We start from the raw sequence: 22,734 nt of genomic DNA, 5'->3' as shown, positions 1-22,734 counted from the left end.
TAACTAGTTAACCTTTACATCTTTCCCTTTTGGAAAACCTATTGCAATAGAAATTAACCCAACTACAATCATTAAAATAGAGTACCAGTTGTACGGCATAATACTAACAGGTGATACTCCTGCCATTCCACCAATTACTAATAATTGCCCCGCATAAGGTAACAAACCATTAAAAGCAGAAGAGAATACATCTAACAAACTTGCTGTACGTGAACGCGAGATACCGAATTCATCAGATATATCTTTTGCTAATGGTCCTGCAGCTATAATCGAAATCGTGTTATTCGTAGTTGAAATATCCATTAGGCTAACAAGAGCTGCAATAGATAACTCTCCACCACGTGCTGTTTTCGTTTTTCTAGTAAGTGTATGAAGAAGCCAATCAATTCCTCCGAGATATTTCATCAATGCGACGAGTCCACCAACCAAAATAGCAATAATAGCCATATCTTCCATGCCCCTCATGCCATCATGAGCAATCTTCATGAACTCAATAATCGTAAAATCTCCATGGTATAAACCAATGAACATACCTGCAAAAATTCCTGTAACCATCACTGTAATTACTTGAATACCTATTAATGACAAAACAATAACTAGCAGATACGGAATAATGTTTATCAAGTTGTATTCATAAGAACCAGAGATTGAAACAGTATCAATAGGAACAAAAACCAATAATATTAAATTAATTACTACCGCCGGCAAAACCATTAAAACATTTGCTTTGAATTTATCTTTCATAGATATTTCTTGCGTACGGGTTGCAGCAATAGTTGTATCAGAAATAAAAGACAAGTTATCGCCAAACATGGCAGCCCCTACAACAATCCCACATACCAGCGCTATATTACATCCGGTTTTATCAGCTATATCAATCGCTAGTGGTGCCAAAGCCGCTACCGTTCCCATGGACGTTCCCATGGAGAAGCTGAGTACACAACCGATTATAAACAAACCTGGTAAAATTAAATTAGATGGCAAAACACTTAAACCTAAATTTGTAACTGAATCAACAGCATTCATTCCACTTGCTACACCATGAAATGCCCCAGCTAAAATAAAGATAATAACCATTAAGATCAATGTGTGATCGCCGCCACCTTTACAAAACATCGTCACACGCTCTTCAAGCTTTGTTGGGTTGTCTTTATTCGACATCATTAATGCAATGCCTGAGGCAATTAATATTCCAATCATTAATGGCATATTTTCGAAATTACCTGAGACCAAACCAGTTAACATATATAAAGCCAAAAAGATGATTAGCGGAACAAGCCCCATAAATTTCCCTTTATTGGAAGTTTTGTTTTTTTCTTCGTTTTTCTGCATTAGGATTCTCCTCTTATCTAAGATAGTTAGAAAACACGACTCCCCCCAACCTTAAATAAACCTTTACTCCTTTCCGTTATATTTATTTATGAAACTTTATGTATACGCTCCCAACGGAATTAATCATAAGCGAGATAAAACAGATTGTCAATACTTTTCAAAGAAGTTCAAAATAATTTAGTTTGGTTTATTTGGAATTTGTTTGCAAAAAGTTTGAAATTATGCTTTGTTTTATTTACTTTTAACTTATTTTGTGATAAGGTGCAAGTAGTAAATCGTAAAGGAAAGATTCTTTTGATGAAATATGACAGATTACAAGAAATTTTAAAACAACTCAATAATACTGGTAGCGTAAAAGTGACAGATTTGAGCAAACGGTTAAATGTAACAGAAGAAACGATCCGCAAAGATTTAGCAACTTTAGAGAAAGAAAAAAAATTAAAGCGCGTTCGTGGTGGAGCCTACCAACCCAAAACGCTTGATAAAGAAGTACCTGTGTTATTAAGAGAAACGATGTTTAAAGAAGAAAAGCAAATTATGGCTAATAAATGTTTGAAATTTATTGAAGATGGAGATTCCATTGCTTTAGACAGTTCTACAACATCATTATCGATCGCAGCATTATTAAACAGGACCACATTAAAAATTACAGTGATTTCCAATTCATTAGATATTGCAAACGTCTTAAAAGATCATAAGTCCATTAAATTAATTATTATTGGCGGTAACTTTAGAAATGTAACCCATTCTTTTATTGGCGTAAATGCCCAGGCTGTTATATCCAGATACTTAATTGACAAAGCATTCATAAGTAGTTCAGGCATTAGTCTACACATTGGTCCAACGGATTACAGCGAAGAAGAATCACTTATTAGAAAACAGTTTCTACAGCAATCAGAGCAAAACTTTTTAGTAGTGGACCACACAAAATTTGATTTTAGAACTATTCATTTAATTGATGACTTTTCTCATATTTCTACAATTATTACCGATCAAAAGCCATCTAAGGAATGGATTGAATTCTTTCAAAGTAATAATATGCAATTAATTTATTAATCTCATTGATTCCTTTAATGATATACGTCTCCCAACAAATACTTATATGTTAAAGGAGTTTAAATTAATCATGCAAAATTTTAACTACTATAATCCAGCAAATATCTATTTTGGAAAAGGTGAGGAAAGCCGTATTGGAGATCTAATTGATGCAGAGAGTCATTCCAAAAATGTATTAGTGCTCTATAGCGGCGACTATATCTTTGACTTGGGGATTTATGACAAAATCGAAGCAAAGCTGCATGCGAAAAATATAAAGATTTTCAAAAATGGAGATGTCGTTCCCAACCCAGAAATCACTTTAATTCGTCACTTGGTAACAATTGTAAAAGAAAATCAAATTGACTTCATTTTAGCTGTAGGTGGTGGCAGCGTGATCGATACAGCTAAAGCCGTAGCCTTTGGTGCATTGCACGACGGGGATGCTTGGGATTTCTTTATTGGCAAAGCAGAAGTAGAAAAAGCATTACCAATTGGTGTAATATCTACTGTGGCATCTTCTGGATCCGAAATGTCAAACGCGACCATTGTTTCTAACGCTGAGCACAAACTAGGTGTAGAAACAAACTTAATTATTCCGGTATTTTCGATTCTGAACCCGGAATTTACAGTAAAACTCCCAAGCTATCACACTGGCGTAGGCGTATCCGATATTTTAACGCATCTTTTAGAGCGCTATTTCACCAGCATCGAAAATGTCAATTTAACTGATTTTCTTCTCGAAGGCGCAATTCAATCACTTTTAATCAGCGGGCAAAAATTGATGACTCAATTAGAAAATTACGATTTAAGAGCTGAAGTAATGTGGACTGCCGTCATGGCACATAACAATAGTTTAGAGTTAGGACGTGAACCGGATTGGGCGTCACATCGAATTGAGCATGAAATTAGCGGGCAATATGGAATTGTCCATGGTGAAGGGATGGCAGTTGTATTCCCAGCTTGGATGCAATATGTAAGCCAATTTCATCCAGATATTTTTGTTAAGTATGGAGTCCGTGTATTCCAAATTGATCCTTTTGCTTATTCTAAAGAAGAAATCATTCAACGGAGTATAGAAAAAACGCGTGATTTCTTTAACAGTATGGGCATGAAGTCTCGTTTGAGTGAATTCGGAATGGACGACACACATTTTGTCGAAATGGCAAATCGAGCAACAAAAAATAACACCCAACCTGTTGGACATTTGAAAAAGTTGTATGCTGCAGATATTGTCGAAATTTTAAAATTAGCTTTGTAATAGCTTATCATCCTGTCCTTACATATTGGTTCATAGAAGCCGATAGACACCTTCGTGGGTTATTAGTACCCGAGTGGCCCTGCCCTAAAGGCCTTTTGAACATAGTTTACAGGACTTGCAGTTAGTTCTCCAAACTTACCCTTATGGATTTATGGATTACCACCCTAGTATGGAAGGAGAGTTTTTGCTGACTATTACACGTGGAATAAAAAGCATCCCAGGAGTTCGAGTAATAAACGAACTCCTGGGATGCACTTCCATAAATGACGCTTCCCGTTATTCAAGCAAGAACAGCTGTCGTAATAAATCTATATTAATATCCCATTCAAATTTACGTATATAGCTTATCCAATGCGTACCTGTCAATTCTCCACTTATTGCAATTGTCCCTAAAAATGCACCTAAAATGATAAGAATAACCAAATAACACACGAATGCTTCTTTCCATTCTGCTTTTCCTTGTGACTGCTTCAATTTCTATTCTCCTTTCATGCTTTCATAAACGTTATGAAGCATGAACAGAGAGATAATTAGAATGGTACTTCATCGATTCCACCATTCGACTCGTATCCGTAACATAGAGTTCCCTATTGTTAAAATAATCTTTCATCAAATTCGAAAATACGACTTGCTTCATAGGAGGCATTCTTGTTGGCAATGACACATCGTTTGGTGTAGGAATAATAAGTGAAGTAACTTGTATCGCTTCGTCCTGAGAAGCTTGTACAACAGAAGTGATCGTTGTATCTTCTGCTTTCATACTAGGTAGTTGATTCATTTTCTGTACTGCTTGACTCGACAGTAAGCATACAAATAACACCAGTATTATGAACGACCGAAAGAATCTGTGATTCAACTCCTCCACCTCCTTATGTATTACTATACCATGTTTAGAAAAATGGTTTCAGTTTTTATACTAAAACAATCCGTTACGATATTCATATTTAAGTATGATAGATGGACTATTCCCTTTTCGCACTATTAACCTCTCAGGCTACTTAGACTCCAATAAATATCCGTTTCATCATTGAATAAAACCCTTCTAAATGAGAACTTGCTCGCACTGCTTCACTGGTCTCTTTTGTCGAACAGAGCATGGAATAATGGCTATCCCAATACGTCGTTACGAGCAGTTCATTATGATGCATAAAAAAGTTGGTATAATCATCTGATATATTGCTAGAGTTGGCCAACTCAGATATACTTTCTAATTTGCGTTCAGTTCCAAATTCATCACCACACCATATCCAATCATGACCAACTTTTTGAATACCTTTCAAAAGAGGATAGATTAAGATATCCGGTAGTCTACCCTCTCCAGGCTGCCACAAGCCTTGCTCCTTACAAACCTGTTCGATGGTCACAACAGTTGCTTCATCCATTTTAGCCCCAGTTAAAGCGGAAATACTCGTTCGCAGACCTATATCAAGCTGGTTTATATCAGCTATACCAGACAAGCGAACAAAGGCGCAAGCGCCCGTTTAGCAACGTAGCGAATGGAACGAATCAACTAAAGATAAAGGAATCATGCCACTAAAAACAGGGATATGCCGACGTCAGGCGGCAAGCCCGTTTTTAGTCGACCTTCCTCTTTGCGACGAACCGATGAGGCCTTATCGTAGGGCGCATTTCTAAAGTCGCATCGTTGCTGGCGCTTGCGCTGGACGTGACTATTCGGTTATTTCATTATCCATAAGCACCTAAGTTTATACTTTCTTATTCTTTAAAAAAGTTTGCCAAGTAACTATTTTAAACCGATCATTTTTCGCTTATTTTTATCAGGAAAAGCTTCTCTTCTATCCTGTTTTGGCTTTATAAATGGGTGGAAGAAGATAAACACTTCTTCAAACACCCCTTGATAAAAACTTTTAATCGGCATATCTTCAGGTGCACAAACTGCGATGCGGATTTGGGAGAGCATTTGACATAGAAGCACCTTTTCTAATTGATGTTTAATTTTTATTATGAGAGCAGAAATAGTTGTGATATGTTTTTAGCATTTTAACTTTTCACATGAATTTTCATTATACTTTTCCCTATAAATAGCATATGTTTATTATTACAATGCACGATAATAGATCAAGCTTTGATTATCAGGTCCACACATAATATGGGGTACTTTGTTCGTTACAAATAACTTAAAGAATTTACTATAGTTCCAAGAGTTCAACCGTTTAAACGTAAAGCTTACCTTTTCTTCCGTAATGACAAATGGAATCCCCATACTTCTTTCAAAAAAAGCATATAAGTACTGCAAAGGATTTTCATCGATATAACCGATTGTGAAGCCTTTTTTTAGCTTTCCCTTTATCTCACGTCCTGCTTATATACGCCATGTAACTCGCACCTAAAATCATTATAGCAGTCTGGGATCATGAAATAGATTATTCTGCTGTTCGGAAATATACTGCTTACTATATCGATCAGTTCATTCTCTGAGGCTTCTTCTTTTAGTTCATATATTCTATTTTCTTCCATTAATCATATCTCCTTTGCATCACTTATTCCGCTAGACAAATGATTGCATGTAGTTTCTAAATACGATCTATTCGTACCAAATCATTATTATGTAAAATGATTATATAATGTATCCGAAAAAATCTCTATCAAACTTTCAAAGCTTTATCTGACAAATTCACTTATTTTTCCTTCATTTTAAGGATAAGTTACATTGATTTAGAAAATTGAATATGAGGGGAGATGATTCAAATCATACAAACGAAAGAAAATATGATGGGTTATAAATGTATGAAATGCACCTCTTTTTACAAGTTAACAGCTATGTATGAAGGCTGTTTTCAATGTAAGCAGGTGGGGTAGAACCCTAAAGCATTAAACCGATATAACAAAATACATTCAATGGAAAAATGGCTTACTCTTTGAAAACACCCTCATCTAGGAGAAGGAAAACACTACTCATCTGTTATGCAAGAGATAAACGAGTCGCTTAACTCTACATAGGATCCCATAAGGAACAAATCCGTTCATATACTATATCCATGGCTTTAGCTAAGAAGTGTAAAGGAGTTGTCAACAGCTGCTGCAATTGCCGCTGTCCCAAAAAGTAGCTAACTCGACTTTAATTGATCATCAGGTTTAGATACAGTAATTACCATTTATTCTAATTTTCTTCCTGTTTGGTGGTATTTAGAAAATCCCCTTTCTCAGAAAAATTATCAACGCATTTCCAAAATTAGTTTGTAAATAATAGGTCTCTTTCCTATCCATTAAAAGAAAGGCATTATTGTAGAAGGCACCTACAAGCTGCAGGTGCCCGTCGATCATTTATTTGGTTTTTGCGCCCAATATGTTGCAAGTATGGGACCTGATATATTATGCCAAAAACTAAAAATAGCACTTGGAACTGCTGCCAATGGACTGAAATGAGCAGCAGCTAGTGCAGCGCCTAGTCCTGAATTTTGCATCCCTACTTCAATAGAAACAGCTTTTTGGTCCATAAATTCTAACTTAAACAATTTTGCAACGAAAAAGCCAATTAAATAGCCTAATCCATTATGTAAAATGACGACAGCAAATATGAGCAAGCCAGATTCAATTATCTTGTCCTTACTTCCTGCGACCACTGCTGCTACAATCAAAACGATAGCGACTACAGAAATTAATGGCATCAAATCAACCGTTTTCTTTGCTTGTTCTTTTAAGAAAAGTTGGACAATTAGACCTAAAACAATTGGTAATAAGACAATTTTCACGACAGACATAAACATGCTCGATACCGAGACTTCTAACCATTCCCTTGCCAGAAAGTAAATGATAGCTGGTGTTAGTAATGGAGCAAGCAAGGTTGATACAGATGTTATAGCAACCGATAGGGCAGTGTTTCCTTTAGCCAAAAATGTCATCACATTGGATGCAGTTCCCCCTGGGCAAGCACCAACTAAAATAACCCCAATGGCAATTTCTGGCGGCAAGTTTAACCCTTTTGCCAAACCATAAGCGATGAGTGGCATTAATACAAATTGTGAACTAACACCTATAGCAACACTTTTCGGTTGGCGAACCACTTCACGAAAATCTTGAACAGATAACGTCATCCCCATGCCAAACATGATAATCCCAAGCATAATGGATATATAACTGCCAATCCATAAAAATTGCTCTGGGAACAGGAATGCAACGACTGCTACTAGAAGTACCCATATTGCGAATGTTCTTCCGACAAAATGACTGAATTTGATGAATGATTGCATTATTCTACCTCCTGTTGTCTTATCTTACCACAAGAAAAGATAAACAAGAAGAAGAAAAATGTCCAATAAAATAAGTAGTGAAAATAGTAGTAAACTATTTCAAATAGTTATTGAAGCTATCATGTGATCGTTGTTAGTTAGCAATTTTAGCTCACCCTGCTTTAGTTTCTCATCCATCATAGCTCTTGGAATTATCCTTTGCCATCGAATAAATTCCAACTGAACCATCTACCATGCCCATCTGTCTCTCCAATTGTATGATGATATTCCTTTCCCCCAACTACGTAGTCCAGGTGAAGGTCACCATCCCATATGTTATTATAAAGATGGAAGATGTCTCTTTTGCTGCCAATCCTTTTAATGTTTTGAAGTAGCTTCAACTTTAACTCTTTTGATATTTGGTTAGCAACATGAGTATGGAAAACACAAATTGTTGCATCTTTAGGTGCTTTCTCAGCAACCTCAGGCAGTAAAGCCACTCCGTCCCCTTCGATTAGTTTGACTGGATTTTCCTGCATCTGTTTGACAGCATTTTTAAACAAAGCCAACCTTTCCTGATGTTCTGGCCATATTAACGCTTCTAACCACTGCACATCTGCTGGATCATTTACATCGCTGACATGTAAATCAATACCTACTTTCCATGTTACCGGTGGGCTGTCTGCATAGAGTAAGGGGCTACCCATACCTTTAATCTCCGAAGATATATGTACAGATGATTGCGAATTACCATAAACCGTGCCATTATTGATATATGAATAACTATAAGTGTCCCATAATAACTGAAGCCCAGCACTGGTGCCAATTTCAATCAAAGCTAGTGGCTTTTTAGTAATGTTATACATATAGCAAAAGCTTGGGTAAAGATAGGCACAGCGTCTTATTTCATTTGTTTGAACTAACTTGCTTTCTAAAAGCGTTTGTATTTCAGCTTTATGATGGAGACAAAAGTCTTGAAAAGGAATAAAGGAAGCTTTAATATCTTTAGGCTCCTGAACAATGCTAGGGTAATACTCGCTTAACCTATGGCTTGTGCCCTTTAATAATAAATAGTGAACCGCACCGAATAACATATTGGGAATCGGCTGGCCTGCTCTTGTATGTGTGCATAATTCTAATAATTCTTTATCCTCCGCAATTTGTTTGGATAAAAATTCATATAATTCGCTGGAATCTTTACATTCATGCTTAGCAAAATTCCTAAATCGTTGTGCTAGCATACCTTTTTCTTTTTCCAACACTTTACCCCTCCCTCATATTTTGCTCTTTCTGTTTACTTTCTCCTTCCTGCTTCTCGTCCCTTTTAAAAATGATGAAAAAATTGTCCTTTGAGGAAGTATATAATATAAAAAGAAATAAGTACATACAGGATAGCACAAATGACTACGTTTCCATTATAAGTTTACTAATCATGCTAATAATTAACAAATTCCAGTTGTGCTTTTGCAACTTGAAAATGGAAATAGCTAGTGAATACCCTGTTTGAATATTTTACAATTTTAGCTACTGTTATTTCTTTAGGAAACAACCAAACAGGTCTTTGTCGATACCATTCAGGCTCCCTGATCTGCACATATTCGCTTACTATACTTAAACAGACAGGCTATTATATTTTACTTTTTAAGTCTAAATAGTTTTTTACTGCAAATACTAATCTATTCCAATATCCCTGAACTCAATTATAACAGCAACAAACAGCTTTCCGTTATAACCTATCAATGCAATAAGGGCCTGCCCCTACTGTTTGAACGCAGTGTGAGACAGACCCTTATTAATTATTTTTCCAGTAGAGATGCAGCTTCTTCATCTATGATCACAACTGCATTTTCACAATTTCTTAATGCAGTAGCAGGACAGTCCGGAGTGATTTCGCCTTCTAGTAAAGCTTTTACTGCTTCTGCTTTATGTTTCCCTGATACGAGCAGGATTACTTTTTCTGCTGCTAGGATCTCCGTGAACCCGAGAGTTATCATTTCTGTTGGGGCATCTACTCTTTCTATGCCATATTCTCTCATCGTACTTTGGATGGTTGATTCGTCATGCTGTGCTAAGAAGATTGTGGAATCAAAAGGAGTTCCCGGCTCATTCGCTCCAATATGACCGTTTGTACCCAAGCCTAACAATTGCACATCCCTAGGATATTGATCAAGGATGGCTTTATATCTGGCAATCTCTTTATCTGTGTCTTGAGCTTCCCCATCAATTAAGAATATATTTTTAGGCTTTGCTTCAACTAATTTATATAAATTTTCATACATAAATGTTCGTACTGTATACGGAGCATCTTTAGGACCCATATACTCATCTAAATTCATGATGGTCGTTTGGCTAATATCTAAACCATTCTTAATATCTTCTACGAATAATTTAAACAATCCTCTCGGTGAACCGCCTGTGGTCATAGAGATGACCGGTTGTTCTTTCGTTTCAATCACTTCTTTTATTATTTCATAGCCCTTTTTTGACATTTCGTCGTAATCTTTTACAAAAATTTTTTTCATCTGTTTTTTCACTATCGCAGAATCCGCTATAGCGAATCTTCCCTCCTCCAAAAATGTTCTTATATAAATGGTTCATCATGAAGACGAAACATTATATTTATCTCACCACAGTTAAAAATTTTATCCTATTTCCTTACTTCATTTTTTAAAGATCGTGCAGCTTGTTCTACTTTAGAACCATAGACAACTTGAAGGTTTTTGTTATCAATTTTAACCAACCCCATTGATCCCGTTGCTTTTAGCAATGATTCATTTACTAATGAAGTGTCGTTTAGTACTAACCGTAATCTAGATATACAGTTATCAATTTCAACAATATTTTCTTTGCCACCTAATGCTTGTAGAATATTAGCTCCAAAATGGTTATCATCTGATGCTACAATTTCGTCTTCTTCATTTAAATCAGACTCATCACTTCTACCAGGTGTTTTAATATTAAATTTCTCAATCACGAATTTAAACACAAAGTAATAAATTACAGCATAAACGATCCCTACTAATACAATCAAGTACCATCTCGTATACGTACCTTGTAAAATTCCAAAAATGGTTAGATCAATCATTCCGCCTCCAGCATTCCCGACAGCAACATCCATTAAAGTCATGATTAAGAAAGATAAACCTGCCATAAATGCATGGAACAACCAAAGAACTGGTGAAATAAAGATAAAAGCAAATTCTATTGGTTCCGTAATACCTGTTATAAAAGCAGTAAGTGCTGATGCAAGAAGCATTCCTTTAATCTTAGGACGCTGTTTCAAATAAGATGTCTTATACATGGCATAACATGCGGCAGGTAATCCAAATACCATAAATGCATGAGTACCTTGAGTTAGAAAGCGCGTCGATTGTCTTAATATATCAATATCAGGTTGTGATGACGCCATTACGGAGTTAAAAATCGTTAATGCCCCTGATACTGTTTCACCGTCAACTACTGCTGTACCGCCGATTGGTGTAAAACGAATCAATTGGTTCAATACGTGATGGAGACCCGTTGGAATAAGCAACCGCTCGGAAAACCCATACATAAAAGTACCCAATGCGCCTGATTTACTTATCAAACTTCCTAGACCATTGATGGCGCTATTAAAGTAAGGCCAGATAAAGAAAGTGATAATAGAAAGGAACGGGATTGTAACAATAATAACGATTGGCACAAAACGATTCCCACTAAAGAAGCTAAAAGCTGTAGGAAGTTGCTTCGTATGGTATCTGTTATGAATAAATGCAGTCCATAATCCTACAAGTATTCCACCAAACACTCCCATACGGTACGTAAATACACCTAACATACTTTCATAGGCATTAGAGATCTCAAATGCTTTGATTTGGTTTAATCCATCTTGCATTAAATATTCAACGGAAGTCGTTTCAAGTGTAATACCTTTTAATTCTAATAAATAGCCGATTACGACATGAAAAATGATAAAAGCAATCACTACAGCAAAGCCTGCAATTTCTTTATCTTCTTTTGCTAAGCCGGTAGCTACTGATATAGCAAACAAAATTGGTAGTAGACCAAACATCATAGAAACAATTGCCCGAACTCCGCCTATAAAATTTTGAACTGCTTCAAAGTTCGCAACGGTTTCCCCGACAAGAGACGGATTTTGTAGGATAGATACAATACCAAGTAACAAACCTGAAGCTACAATAATCGATAATGGTCCCATTAGCGTTTTTCCAAATTTTTGGATAGCAGTTCTCATAATTCCTCACCTTGCTCTCAAATTTATAATTTTTATAAATGATGAAAAAACTAGTAACTGAATATCATGTAACTTGTTATTCCTACTTCTTAGTATTCCTTTTTAATTGAAATAAAAAGCTGGTTGCGATCATTATTGCATGTTCTCCGGAAACATACGCTTAATCTCTAGAGATTGAAAAGATAAAAGGAAGCCCTTTCATCTCATCTTTCTGAACACATAGTATCACTTAAAAAAATAGCCAACAATATATTTTCAGCATTTAAATTCGTTAATCTACTTTTGAATATTCATCCACATCATGAAAATATAATCAGCGGAAAATAAAGCTTATCAAATCTATAGTGAAATATAGTGATATCGCCATTTATCCTCTCTTCTTCCCACTTTATCGTTGCTATGTATAACCCTAAACCATAAATCCCCTCATTTACTTTGGTCCCATTAACCTAATCGCATGTCTACAAAAATTAAAACTTATTTCATTCTAACTTAAGATAATTCATGCGATCACTTCCATATACAAAATTACTCCTTACTACTTCTGCCATGATCGAGTAAATATACTTTTCAAGAATGTATTTCCATACCCCGTACATTTTTTACATAAAAGAAATTTTATTCTAAATAAGATTTAAAAATCTTAATCTCCAACATGTATTGTTCGGCTATTTATCTAGTGCTACGATGATTCCAGAAGCACTATCAATTATATAATTGAAAGGAAAGATAAGTATGGAGGTTAATCTAGCTAGAGTAATTAAAGACATCGAAACGTTAGCAACTTTTACTGCAACCCCAGGCAATGGAGTTACGAGGTCATCATATTCTCATGAAGATAAATTAGCAAAAGAGTATTTGAAAAACGAAATGGAAAGAATCGGCTTAAAAGTATGGGAAGATGGATTCTCAACATTATTCGGACGTAGAGAAGGGAAAAATCCTGATGCGCCAGTAATTATGATTGGCTCGCATTATGATTCTGTAGTAAATGGGGGAGCTTTTGATGGCGTTGCCGGAACGGTCGCGGCGTTAGAAATCTTGCGTGTTTTTCACGAAAATAATATTGAAAACGAATATCCGATAGAAATCATTGCCATGAATGCGGAAGAAGGCGAAACATTTGGATCAGGTACAGGAGTTTCAAATTCACGGGCACTTGTTGGAACGTTAACAGAAAAAGAACTAGATACTGTTAAAAATAGACATGGTTTAACAAAACGAGAGGCAATGAAAGAATATGGCCTAATTCCTGACTTAGAAGCGGCTAAAAGGGAAAAAGGCTCCATTAAAAATTTCATAGAACTGCATATCGAACAAGGACCTGTTCTTGATAATCATAATATTGATATTGGTTTAGTCGAATATCTTCCAGGAATCGGCAGATATAAAGTGAATTTCTATGGAAAATTAGCAGACTCTACAGCTCCCATGGACACTAGACAAGATGCTATGGTTGCAGCTTCAAGATTTGTTTTAGCCGTGAACCAAATTGTTAAATCGTTAGGCCCTGGCATTACCGGAACAGTAGGAGAGTTGGAAGTCTCGCCTAATTCCCATCAATTCGTACCAGAGTATGTGCAAGCCAAAGTAGAAATCAGAACTTTTGATGTAGAAACGCTTAAAAATGTTAATTTACATGACCTATTGATGAAAGAAATAAACTCTATCGAAGCAGAAACAAACGTAGAGATAGAGTTGACCGAAATGGCTCGAGTAGGCTACAGCAACCCAACTCCTCCTAGCGTAATGGTAAAAGAAAACGTAGAGCTCATGGAGAACATTTGTAAAGACTTAGGTTATAAATATACGATCATCAACAATGGAACTGGGCATGATGCAATGATTATGGCAGATTTTGCGCCTACGAATTTTATATATGTACCAAGTAAAGAAGGTATATCCCATGATCCAGATGAATGGACAGACTACGAGGATATAAAAAAGGGCATTCATGTGATGATGCAATTAGTATATAAATTATGTAAATAATCCATAATATACATTAATAAATAGATAAAGTGAACCTTCAATTAGTTAGGTTTTCATTCCTCTCCCACGGCTTGTTAGTACCGTAATGGTATGACCTAAAGGCCTTGGGACATTTAGGTGCTGTTATCTCCCACTAAGACTGGTTGTATAGTATGGATTTTCTAATTCTTGAAGTGGGAATCTTACAGCACCTTATATGCGGGATAAATAGATCTGTTCACAAGCGTACAATATAGAGAACTGTTCAATGGCTACAGGACACCAGACGAGTAAATTATCTTTCAATTTCTCTTAAATACTTGAATTCTTGTGCTTCTATCTTTTATTGATTAAAAGTTTCTCTATCCGAGTAAAATCTGAATTCATTTAAATATCAAACATACGAAGTAGGGAGTTTGTTCAATGTTAAACTTTTTAAAAAAGAAGAATAAACTAATTAAAATAAAATCGCCAATTATGGGAACTGCGCTTCCTCTATCTGAAGTTCCGGATGAAGTATTTGCTTCAAAAATGATGGATGATGGCGTAGCTTTCGAACCGACAGAAGGCATATTATATGCACCAATTGATGGAGAAGTCATTCAAGTATTCCCGACGATGCATGCGGTAGGAATCACATCCAATCATGGTTTAGAAATATTATTGCATATTGGAATAGACACGGTGAATTTATCAGGGGAAGGGTTTGAAAGTTTTATTAGTGTTGGCGACAAGGTTACAGTCGGGAAAAATTAATTTCTTTTAATATAGATTTCATAAAAGAAAATGCTAAATCTGCTATCACTCCTCTTATCATTACAAATATGGACAAAGTGGAGAAAATGGAATATAACTATGGGGCTACCACAAAGGATTCCGTTGTATTAACAGTAAGTATCATGTAATTAAATATACCAATAAAGTGAACCTTCAATTCGTGGAGTTTTCATCCATCCCCCACGGCTTGTTAGTACCGTAATGGTATGACCTAAAGGTCTTGGGGGCATTTAGGTGCTGTTATCTCCGCTTAGACTTGTTACAGTACAGATTAGATTCCCCAAATCCTGAAGTGGGAGTCTTACAGAGCACCTTATATCAGGATAAACCAACCGGAGGATTATCATTTATACTCATTATCCCGATAATCCTCCCGTTACATTTAAAAGATTGCCTATAACATGTTCATGATCTAGCGACATAACAACGTTCATTCGACCTCTTTTAGATAATTGATAAACCCCTCGTACAATAAACTTAACACCAGATTTAATGTACAAAATGATGAGTTGTTTAATTGGCTAATTTTATTTAAATTAGACACTTGATAATAAAGATTATAGTCTGCTAAATAAGCTAATTCATTTCTGGAAAAAACAGTAACTGAAACCATCGGTACCTGCTTTACAGCAATATTTCTAACCATCGAATCAATGGATTTCATATTCCCAGATAAAGAGGCAACTATTAATAAATCATTTGGAGTAATACTTTGAGAGATTAATTCAAGTTCAGTTTTACTTGGTATGATATTTAAATAAATATTATTGTTCAATAAGCATCTTGAAAAGTCTTTAAGCATTAAATTTTGCCCATATCCGGTTCCATAAGCAAAAATATGATCGGACTCTAAAAATAATTGATATATTTTTTCTAAACTTTTATCCTGTTCAAAAAGTTTAATCGTTTCCTTCACATCTTTTAGTATAACTGAGCTATTGAAATATTGGTTATTTGGCACCCTCGTTTCTTTCCTGCGGTCCGCTTCTTCTTTTAGAAAATAGCGAAATTCACTATAGCCATGGAAGCCTAGTTTCTTCGTTGTTCTAATGATCGTAGAAGGCGAGACATTGCAATACTTAGCAATCTCTGTAACCGTTTTATCCTTACACAACTCTATATTTTGGCTAACATAACTGATGACATGTAAATCATTATCATTTAATTGATCATAGTATTTATTAATCAGCACCTCTAAATTCATGTCTAGGACGACCTCCCTAAATACTTCTAGTCCTTGTAAGCTTCTGCAAAATCGCTTTGCCTCCCCTACTCCAATGACGTAGACGCAGTTTTTTATGATGACTTTCCCGCAACTAGAATAATGATTGAACTATATTCATCTTATTGATAACACTCCACAACATATAACATGTGCAAAAACACTTTTCCATAACCAGTATTTCATAACCTATACCTGAGGCTAAAAGCAGATTATTTTCCATTATTATAACACACTGCATAGCAGATCTACGGCAATGCTTTGGGACCTTGGTTAGTTTATTTTTATCCTTATTAAAACAAATGATTTCCTATTAGCCTCTTAGCGGAAAATTTCTTTTGGTATGAATTATATTACGTCAGGAATCCAACTAAGAGAACAACTGTTGGCACTGGCCTATGATTCGAGTATAAAACAGACCTAATGCTTATGAATTATCGAACCATCTATATCTAAAGCTATCATGAACAAAACCTATACTTTTTACCTCACTATATATAAAACTGTTCTCCTTTTATACGAATCTCCGCATAACGAATACTCGACACACCATATAATGGAAAATCATTCAGGATACCTCTTCCCCGAGCCTCCGTAAAAAGCTTCTTTGTAGAACCTCTACATTTACTGCTTCTAGCTTCTGATTCCAAAACAGGAAATTTCAAGGAATTTTTCAAGCTAAGACTTGAATTTATTAAGGATTTAAGTGAAACTTCATTTAATAAGTGTTTTTTCTGTTAAAATTGTAGATCAAGGTTAATTTCGCAACATCCGCGAACATCCTTTTTCTTCGTGGAATGTATTACTGCCGACGCCAAACCCTTCTCTTCTTTATCCTGACAAAGGTTCTCTTGTAATAGCCACTACAGCACAACTAAGGAGGTTATCATTATGACATTTCACCAATGGTGGTCATCTATATATCAAAATGGCTTACATGCACCACTTTTTTATACCATGCCTGTTGGATTGCGATTTGAAATTGGACCAGTTGAATATTCAACCAGTGATCCTAACTACTTTAAAATTGCTGAAAAAAGGGCGCAAATGATTTGGAACGATTTATTTAAACCGGAAGAGGAAGTGTACGTAGTGTTACAAAAATATCATACCCGAGCAGAAACATATCGCAGGCATCGCTTCTTGAATCGCTATTTTTATGAGCGCCCTCCATTTTGTCAGCTGAGTTATGAGGTCTTGCCAAATCCATATGATGATGAAGATGATGAAACAAAGCTTCACCGCTTTGCCGTTAAAACTACCGTCGCGAACGTAAAGAAAAGAGCGTGGATTCAGAAGTGCATTTGGAAAGATTTTACGGGAAAGGGGATTTTCAATAATTTCGAGTTATATATAGTCCGAATAAAGGATGGCGTTGTTTATTATCTATACGATGATCGCGGTTTAGACGTGGCAGGAAAAGCGAAAGCTCCTTTACAAGCATTATATGATTCTCGTACATCATTTTTATTAGAATACGATAGACAAAGAATGGATAAGCAATTTGCAGTGCGGTAGTGTGGAGGTTTTATCACAGCCTCGGAGTATTAGTTTAGGAGTTAGGTTCTAAAACACTAGCGAGACCATTTGCCCCAAGCTAATTATCTCGCTGCATTTCAATCAATCACCGTATAATTTTGAACTTCGGCGAAAAAGTTGTGAACAAATTATCGTGTCCACTTGACAGACGTCGGTGCAAATTGCTTGTGAACTTCGGCGAATTTTTATCATGAGTATAATTCAAGAAATCTAAAATCTTGTTTGATCTTTATAATCAATGTAAGCGTTGACATATGTCGGATGATCTTGTATTCTTGTTTTACAAGTTAAGAGGTAGCGGTGATTAGGAGACTATACTGAGATATATACTTTCATTTACAGGAAGTATATATATCAGTATGGTTCTTTTTATGTTAAATCTCTGCTCACCCTCTAATTAACTTACTTTTATAAAAAGGGAGGGAGAATATACCTTTTATCCCAAAGGGGGAAATGGATCTCTATATTTTCAAACATGGAGGGGAGATATATGTTAGAATTGTTCAAACCAGCTCCAGCCAAGGAAAGATTACCAGGGGATAAGATAGATTCCGAGTATAAAAAACTTAGGTTTCAGGTCTTTATGGGGATTTTCATTGGCTATGCAGCTTACTATTTAATTCGTAAAAACTTTTCGATCGCGATGCCTTATCTGACTGAAGAAGGATTCTCAAAGGGAGAATTAGGGTTAGCGTTATCAGCTATTTCCATTGCATATGGGATAAGTAAATTCGTTATGGCAACTGTCTCAGATAGGAGTAACGCAAGAGTTTTTCTAGTTACTGGTTTAATTTTATCTGCAACTATAAACTTGTTAATAGGATTTGTTCCTTTCTTTACTTCAACCATTACCATCATGTTTATTATGCTGTTTCTTAATGGCTGGGTTCAGGGAATGGGGTGGCCGCCATCTGGTCGTGTGCTCGTACACTGGTTTAGTGTTAGTGAACGCGGAGGCAAAACCGCTATTTGGAATATAGCTCACAATGTTGGGGGAGGGCTTATGGCTCCATTAGCCATTGGCGGTGTGTCCCTTGCAACCACTTATTTCGGAGCAACTTCTATAGGATATAAAGGAATATTTATTCTTCCGGCTCTAGTCGCTGTTGTGATTGCAATTATTGCTTTTGTATTAATTCGTGATACTCCACAATCCGTCGGCCTACCACCGATTGAAGAACATCGTGATGACTACCCAAGTAAATCTAAAAAAACATTCGAGACCGAACTAACCACTAAAGAAATTTTATTTAAATATGTGTTAAACAATAAATGGGTATGGGCTATTGCTATTGCCAATATTTTTGTTTATTTCGTGCGCTACGGTGTATTGGATTGGGCTCCAACCTATTTAAGTGAAGAAAAAGGGTTTAATATGAGTGAATCAGGAATTGCTTACTTCCTATATGAGTGGGCAGGTATTCCTGGTACATTATTATGTGGTTATATTTCCGATAAAGTATTTAAAGGACGTCGTGGACCAGCGGGTGTAGTGTTTATGATCGGGGTAATGATTGCAGTTCTTATATATTGGTTTAACCCCGCCGGTAATCCTTTGATTGACAACATGGCATTAATCGCTATTGGTTTCTTAATTTATGGTCCGGTTATGCTAATTGGTTTACAGGCTCTTGATTTTGTACCTAAAAAAGCTGCAGGTACTGCTGCTGGATTAACTGGTTTCTTTGGATATATCGGTGGCGCCGTAACAGCGAACGCTATTATGGGATTTGTTGTGCAACACTTCAGCTGGAATGCAGGATTTATGCTGTTAACTGCATCTTGCATACTTTCGGTTGTTTTATTTGCAATCACATGGAATGTACGTGGACAGGAAGTTGTAAAAAAACATTAAAATAAAGCTGAATTAAACTTTTATAGTGGGTATGAATTTCATAATGTCAGGTCAATAACTTTTTAGTTCCTTTATAATATATTTTAGTTAGTCAATTGTTCCACTTTCTTTAAAAGAACAACAGTATAAGGTATTTACCAGTCTTTTAATAAGGGGTACATTATTTAAGTTTGCTATTAAAGTCATTTGAGTATCAATTAGAAAAGCGAGCGCTATATCCTCCTTTATGTACGTTTAAAAATAAATAGGAATAGGACAGAAACGATTCTTACCAGTTCTTGAGCGAATGAAAGGATATCTCCAGCTTTACAAAAATAGAAATTGCAACGCATATTATTGAAAGAAAAGATTGTATGCAAGTGCAAACATGTTACACCAAACACTCCCTTTATAGCTGGAATCACTAGCATTGCATAATTAAAATAAAAATATTCAGTTAAATATTTTTTGTGATTTTGAGCCAAAAAGTCAAAACCTGAAGAAAGGTGGCACTGCCCATTTGGTAAAATTATATAATTATGCAAAGAACAACGGCTGCAGCTGATTTACGGACTGGAACTTTCTTCAAACTTCCTTTCATAGTCCAGACATAGGATGGTTTCCAGTTCGCTCTTTTTAACCAGCGATTGATTCGAAGTAGTGATTTTTTGCTTCTCCTCTCCAGTTGGACAAAAACATGTAAGCAGTAGGTAATAAGAGCTAAAAATGCTTGATTCTATACAGTAGTTTCGCTCTTTCCATAAAAATGCTTTATTTCTACATGCTGCTTTAACCATTTGAAAAAGAGTTCAATTGCCCAGCGAGAACGTAAATGTCACTGATTTCTTCGGCACTTGCATCAAAACGGTTCGTAATTAAACGAAGCAGACTTCCCTTTGTATCCATGATTTCAAGGAGACGAAAGACGTTTTCCGTGCGTTTTTGTGCCGTTCCTATGTAGACCATTTTGTCGGATAGAACCGTACCATCATTAGGAAGTGAAAAAGAGGAAACTTCACGAATGATGGCATTCTTCTTTAGCCTTGAAACAAAGAAGTAGCCATCATCGGTCACCCGGTCAAAACGTGCATAGTCTACATAACCGCGATCAAACACATACATGGATTCTTTATCATCCACAAGAACCTCCAATTGATTTCTGTCATGTTCTTTCGCGGTCGTAATCACTGCCTTTTCGTGATAAGCAGCACCCTTTTTCATAAATACTAGTCGTAAACAGTAACCCACCTTTATCAGAGGAAAGAGAACCTCCGTTGTTAAATAGTTTAATTTGACAATTGAAACTAGCGTTGTTTGTTGTAAAGCAGCTATTATAAGAATCCTTTCTGTGGTTATTTAGTGGTACTTTTAACTCTAGCAGTAACGGATTCTTTTTTTTATTTATTTGATGAATAAACCTTTGACACAGATTCCTTTTAGACCAATGGGGTTGAATGTATTTGCATTTTTGGTGAATAAATCAGGAATTATTGAGCAAAAACACTTGTATGCCCCATTTTTAATTTCATCCTGTAAAAATTAACCTTAGTTTTTAAATGTTGCCCTTTTTCTAATATCATTTACAATTTTCGAATAAAAAGTATCTAAGTCATAAAAATAAAATAAGATAATTAATAATACTCCTAAAACTGCAGGGGCAAGTATAAAAAGAAATGTAATAGCATCGTACACAGCTGCGGGTTGTGTTGCCCCCATACTACTAATATAACCATTTGCTCCTAAAAACAATCCTACTCCACCAGAAGCAGCTCCTGTTCCTACTGTTGTAGCGAAAGTTCCTCCAGCAAACGTAAGCCCTTCATTTCGTAAACCATTTTTCCATTCACCATAATCAATAACGTCAGCAAGCATAGCATATGCAGTCCCCATAATTGGAGAAAATCCCAAACCTCGTATAACGGAGCTAATCCCGATAAGCACCAGGCTAGTTGAATCAAATAACATTAACAAACTGCTAGCTATAAGCGCAATTAATCCAATGATTATGGTTCTTCTTCTTCCAAATCTTTTAATCACAAATGAAATTGTTAAAAAACCAACAAGTAAACCACCCGTGAAGAAAGTATTAAGAGCTCCAACATATTTAGCATTGTTTAAAATATGCTCTGCATAATAGACGTTCACGTTATTTAACATAAACAATAATGACCATGCAAAAAGGATAATGAAGAATAAGATAATCCAATATTTGTTCGTCAATACCAACTTTAATGATCGACCAAATGAAAGATTCTCTTGCTCCTTGGCATCAGCTGCAGATTGTACTCGTTCCTTAGTATTTCGGAAAGTAAAAAGGAAAACTAAAGACATCGCAATTGCATATAGAATCATTACATATGTCCATGATATTGTTTTTCCACCGAACATTTCGACAAGGGGCATTGTAATTGCACCTAAAATAATAGACATAGCAAAATAAGAAATCATTCGTAAAATATTTAAGTCGCTTCTTACATTCTGATTTCTAGATATTAAACTTCCCAAAGTTCCATACGGTATATTACTTGCTGTATAAGCTATGAAATATACGTTAACGATAACAGCAATATATACTAAAGTTGCCATTTCCCCCCAGCCAGTCGGTATTGAAAATGTTAGTACTAATGTTATCGCGAAAGGAATAATTGTCCATAAAACCCACGGACGAGCTTTTCCGTGTTTTGAAGTAGTTTTATCAACAAAGTGCCCCATTATAACATTTGTAGCAGCATCAAAAAATCGACTAAAAAATAAAATTGCTCCTAATATTGTGGCATTTATACCAATATAATCTGTGAAGTAAAACATTGAAAAAGAAGCAACACTTATAGCGGCAAAAGCAGTGGCTCCGTCTCCAAGGCCATATGCTAATTTTTCTTTAAAAGCTATTTCTTCGCTTTCATATACTGATTTGTTATTTATAAGCTTTTTTCCAGAAGTCATTTCATTTTTTCTCCTTCGAATAAATAGTAGAAAATCAATGTCTCAACCTTCGCTACATTGTTGCATTGAAAACTACATCGGAACAAACTACTGGATATACTTAAACATGTATTAGACAGTAGCTTTGATACCTCTTCTGTACTTATGGGTTCACTTTACTCTACAGCCATTGATTAAAGCGATAACGGAAAAAATCTAAACATGATTGGCGTGGTGAAAAAGCTAATTTTAAAAACGTGTCAACTTTGATCTGCTGTATGGTTTGGAGGTACCGAGCGATGGCAAAAACATCATTCTTCGTTCTATTAGCGCAACACAGTAATCGGTACTACTGTTGAAATTGTAGTCGGATACAATAAATGCCAAAGGAATTATCCCAAATTTGTCGCATGTATT

At 35.8% G+C, this 22,734-nt stretch carries 17 protein-coding genes and 1 pseudogene; 6 read left to right on the top strand and 12 right to left on the bottom strand.

Features of this window, described 5'->3' with window-relative positions; translation table 11 throughout:
* Window positions 1-3 precede the first annotated feature (3 nt).
* Window positions 4-1,332, bottom strand: coding sequence for a Na+/H+ antiporter NhaC family protein (locus KBP50_RS01370; protein ID WP_050349561.1), 1,329 nt, complete (start codon window positions 1,330-1,332; stop codon window positions 4-6).
* Between the two features lie 297 nt (window positions 1,333-1,629).
* Here KBP50_RS01370 and KBP50_RS01365 point away from each other — a divergent pair, with 297 nt between their 5' ends.
* Both KBP50_RS01365 and KBP50_RS01360 read left to right on the top strand, forming a co-directional pair.
* Window positions 1,630-2,388, top strand: coding sequence for a DeoR/GlpR family DNA-binding transcription regulator (locus KBP50_RS01365; protein WP_128743211.1), 759 nt, complete (start codon window positions 1,630-1,632; stop codon window positions 2,386-2,388).
* Between the two features lie 70 nt (window positions 2,389-2,458).
* Entirely contained in the window at window positions 2,459-3,628 is a 1,170-nt protein-coding gene (locus KBP50_RS01360) for an iron-containing alcohol dehydrogenase (RefSeq protein WP_050349562.1), read from the top strand.
* Window positions 3,629-3,904: 276 nt separating this feature from the next.
* Here KBP50_RS01360 and KBP50_RS01355 read toward each other — a convergent pair whose 3' ends face one another.
* From KBP50_RS01355 to KBP50_RS01320, 8 genes are all read right to left on the bottom strand, one after another.
* Window positions 3,905-4,102 carry a hypothetical protein gene (locus tag KBP50_RS01355; protein ID WP_050349563.1) on the bottom strand — a complete coding sequence of 66 codons (198 nt, stop codon included), beginning with the start codon at window positions 4,100-4,102 and terminating at the stop codon, window positions 3,905-3,907.
* A gap of 31 nt (window positions 4,103-4,133) precedes the next feature.
* The gene (locus KBP50_RS01350; protein ID WP_128743213.1) at window positions 4,134-4,406 is read right to left on the bottom strand and encodes a hypothetical protein; all 273 of its coding nucleotides are present in this window, start codon (window positions 4,404-4,406) and stop codon (window positions 4,134-4,136) included.
* A 220-nt stretch (window positions 4,407-4,626) separates the two neighbouring features.
* Window positions 4,627-5,085, bottom strand: coding sequence for a hypothetical protein (locus tag KBP50_RS01345; RefSeq protein WP_128743216.1), 459 nt, complete (start codon window positions 5,083-5,085; stop codon window positions 4,627-4,629).
* 287 nt (window positions 5,086-5,372) lie between these two features.
* Window positions 5,373-5,549: a hypothetical protein gene (locus KBP50_RS01340; protein ID WP_156875319.1), complete on the bottom strand. Its 177-nt coding sequence runs from the start codon at window positions 5,547-5,549 to the stop codon at window positions 5,373-5,375.
* A gap of 1,360 nt (window positions 5,550-6,909) precedes the next feature.
* On the bottom strand, window positions 6,910-7,839 hold the full coding sequence (locus KBP50_RS01335; protein ID WP_050349566.1) for a bile acid:sodium symporter family protein: 930 nt from the start codon (window positions 7,837-7,839) through the stop codon (window positions 6,910-6,912).
* Window positions 7,840-8,030: 191 nt separating this feature from the next.
* Entirely contained in the window at window positions 8,031-9,080 is a 1,050-nt protein-coding gene (locus tag KBP50_RS01330) for a DUF2332 domain-containing protein (RefSeq protein WP_050349567.1), read from the bottom strand.
* A 534-nt stretch (window positions 9,081-9,614) separates the two neighbouring features.
* Window positions 9,615-10,352, bottom strand: coding sequence for a glucosamine-6-phosphate deaminase (locus KBP50_RS01325; RefSeq protein ID WP_236691334.1), 738 nt, complete (start codon window positions 10,350-10,352; stop codon window positions 9,615-9,617).
* A gap of 113 nt (window positions 10,353-10,465) precedes the next feature.
* Window positions 10,466-12,052: a PTS transporter subunit EIIC gene (locus tag KBP50_RS01320; protein WP_050349568.1), complete on the bottom strand. Its 1,587-nt coding sequence runs from the start codon at window positions 12,050-12,052 to the stop codon at window positions 10,466-10,468.
* Window positions 12,053-12,787: 735 nt separating this feature from the next.
* Here KBP50_RS01320 and KBP50_RS01315 point away from each other — a divergent pair.
* Together KBP50_RS01315 and KBP50_RS01310 are read left to right on the top strand one after the other, a co-directional pair.
* Window positions 12,788-14,044, top strand: coding sequence for a M20 family metallo-hydrolase (locus KBP50_RS01315; RefSeq protein WP_050349569.1), 1,257 nt, complete (start codon window positions 12,788-12,790; stop codon window positions 14,042-14,044).
* Between the two features lie 402 nt (window positions 14,045-14,446).
* Complete coding sequence (locus tag KBP50_RS01310) at window positions 14,447-14,779, top strand: PTS sugar transporter subunit IIA (RefSeq protein WP_236691335.1); 333 nt, start codon at window positions 14,447-14,449, stop codon at window positions 14,777-14,779.
* A 451-nt stretch (window positions 14,780-15,230) separates the two neighbouring features.
* On the opposite strand, the gene KBP50_RS01305 is transcribed toward KBP50_RS01310, so the two are convergent.
* Complete coding sequence (locus KBP50_RS01305; RefSeq protein ID WP_050349570.1) at window positions 15,231-16,004, bottom strand: MurR/RpiR family transcriptional regulator; 774 nt, start codon at window positions 16,002-16,004, stop codon at window positions 15,231-15,233.
* A 909-nt stretch (window positions 16,005-16,913) separates the two neighbouring features.
* Here KBP50_RS01305 and KBP50_RS01300 point away from each other — a divergent pair.
* Together KBP50_RS01300 and glpT are read left to right on the top strand one after the other, a co-directional pair.
* Complete coding sequence (locus KBP50_RS01300; protein WP_050349571.1) at window positions 16,914-17,540, top strand: DUF3885 domain-containing protein; 627 nt, start codon at window positions 16,914-16,916, stop codon at window positions 17,538-17,540.
* A gap of 511 nt (window positions 17,541-18,051) precedes the next feature.
* Window positions 18,052-19,416: a glycerol-3-phosphate transporter gene (gene glpT / locus KBP50_RS01295; protein ID WP_050349572.1), complete on the top strand. Its 1,365-nt coding sequence runs from the start codon at window positions 18,052-18,054 to the stop codon at window positions 19,414-19,416.
* A gap of 508 nt (window positions 19,417-19,924) precedes the next feature.
* Here the strand turns inward: glpT and KBP50_RS01290 are convergent.
* Both KBP50_RS01290 and KBP50_RS01285 read right to left on the bottom strand, forming a co-directional pair.
* A pseudogene (locus tag KBP50_RS01290) lies at window positions 19,925-20,631 on the bottom strand (IS4 family transposase); the annotation flags it as partial.
* Between the two features lie 309 nt (window positions 20,632-20,940).
* Window positions 20,941-22,338 carry an MFS transporter gene (locus KBP50_RS01285; protein WP_050349573.1) on the bottom strand — a complete coding sequence of 466 codons (1,398 nt, stop codon included), beginning with the start codon at window positions 22,336-22,338 and terminating at the stop codon, window positions 20,941-20,943.
* Window positions 22,339-22,734: the final 396 nt, after the last annotated feature.

The sequence above is a fragment of the Virgibacillus pantothenticus genome, assembly GCF_018075365.1.
Lineage (GTDB): Bacteria > Bacillota > Bacilli > Bacillales > Amphibacillaceae > Virgibacillus > Virgibacillus pantothenticus.
This window is presented reverse-complemented; position numbering and strand designations above follow the sequence as displayed.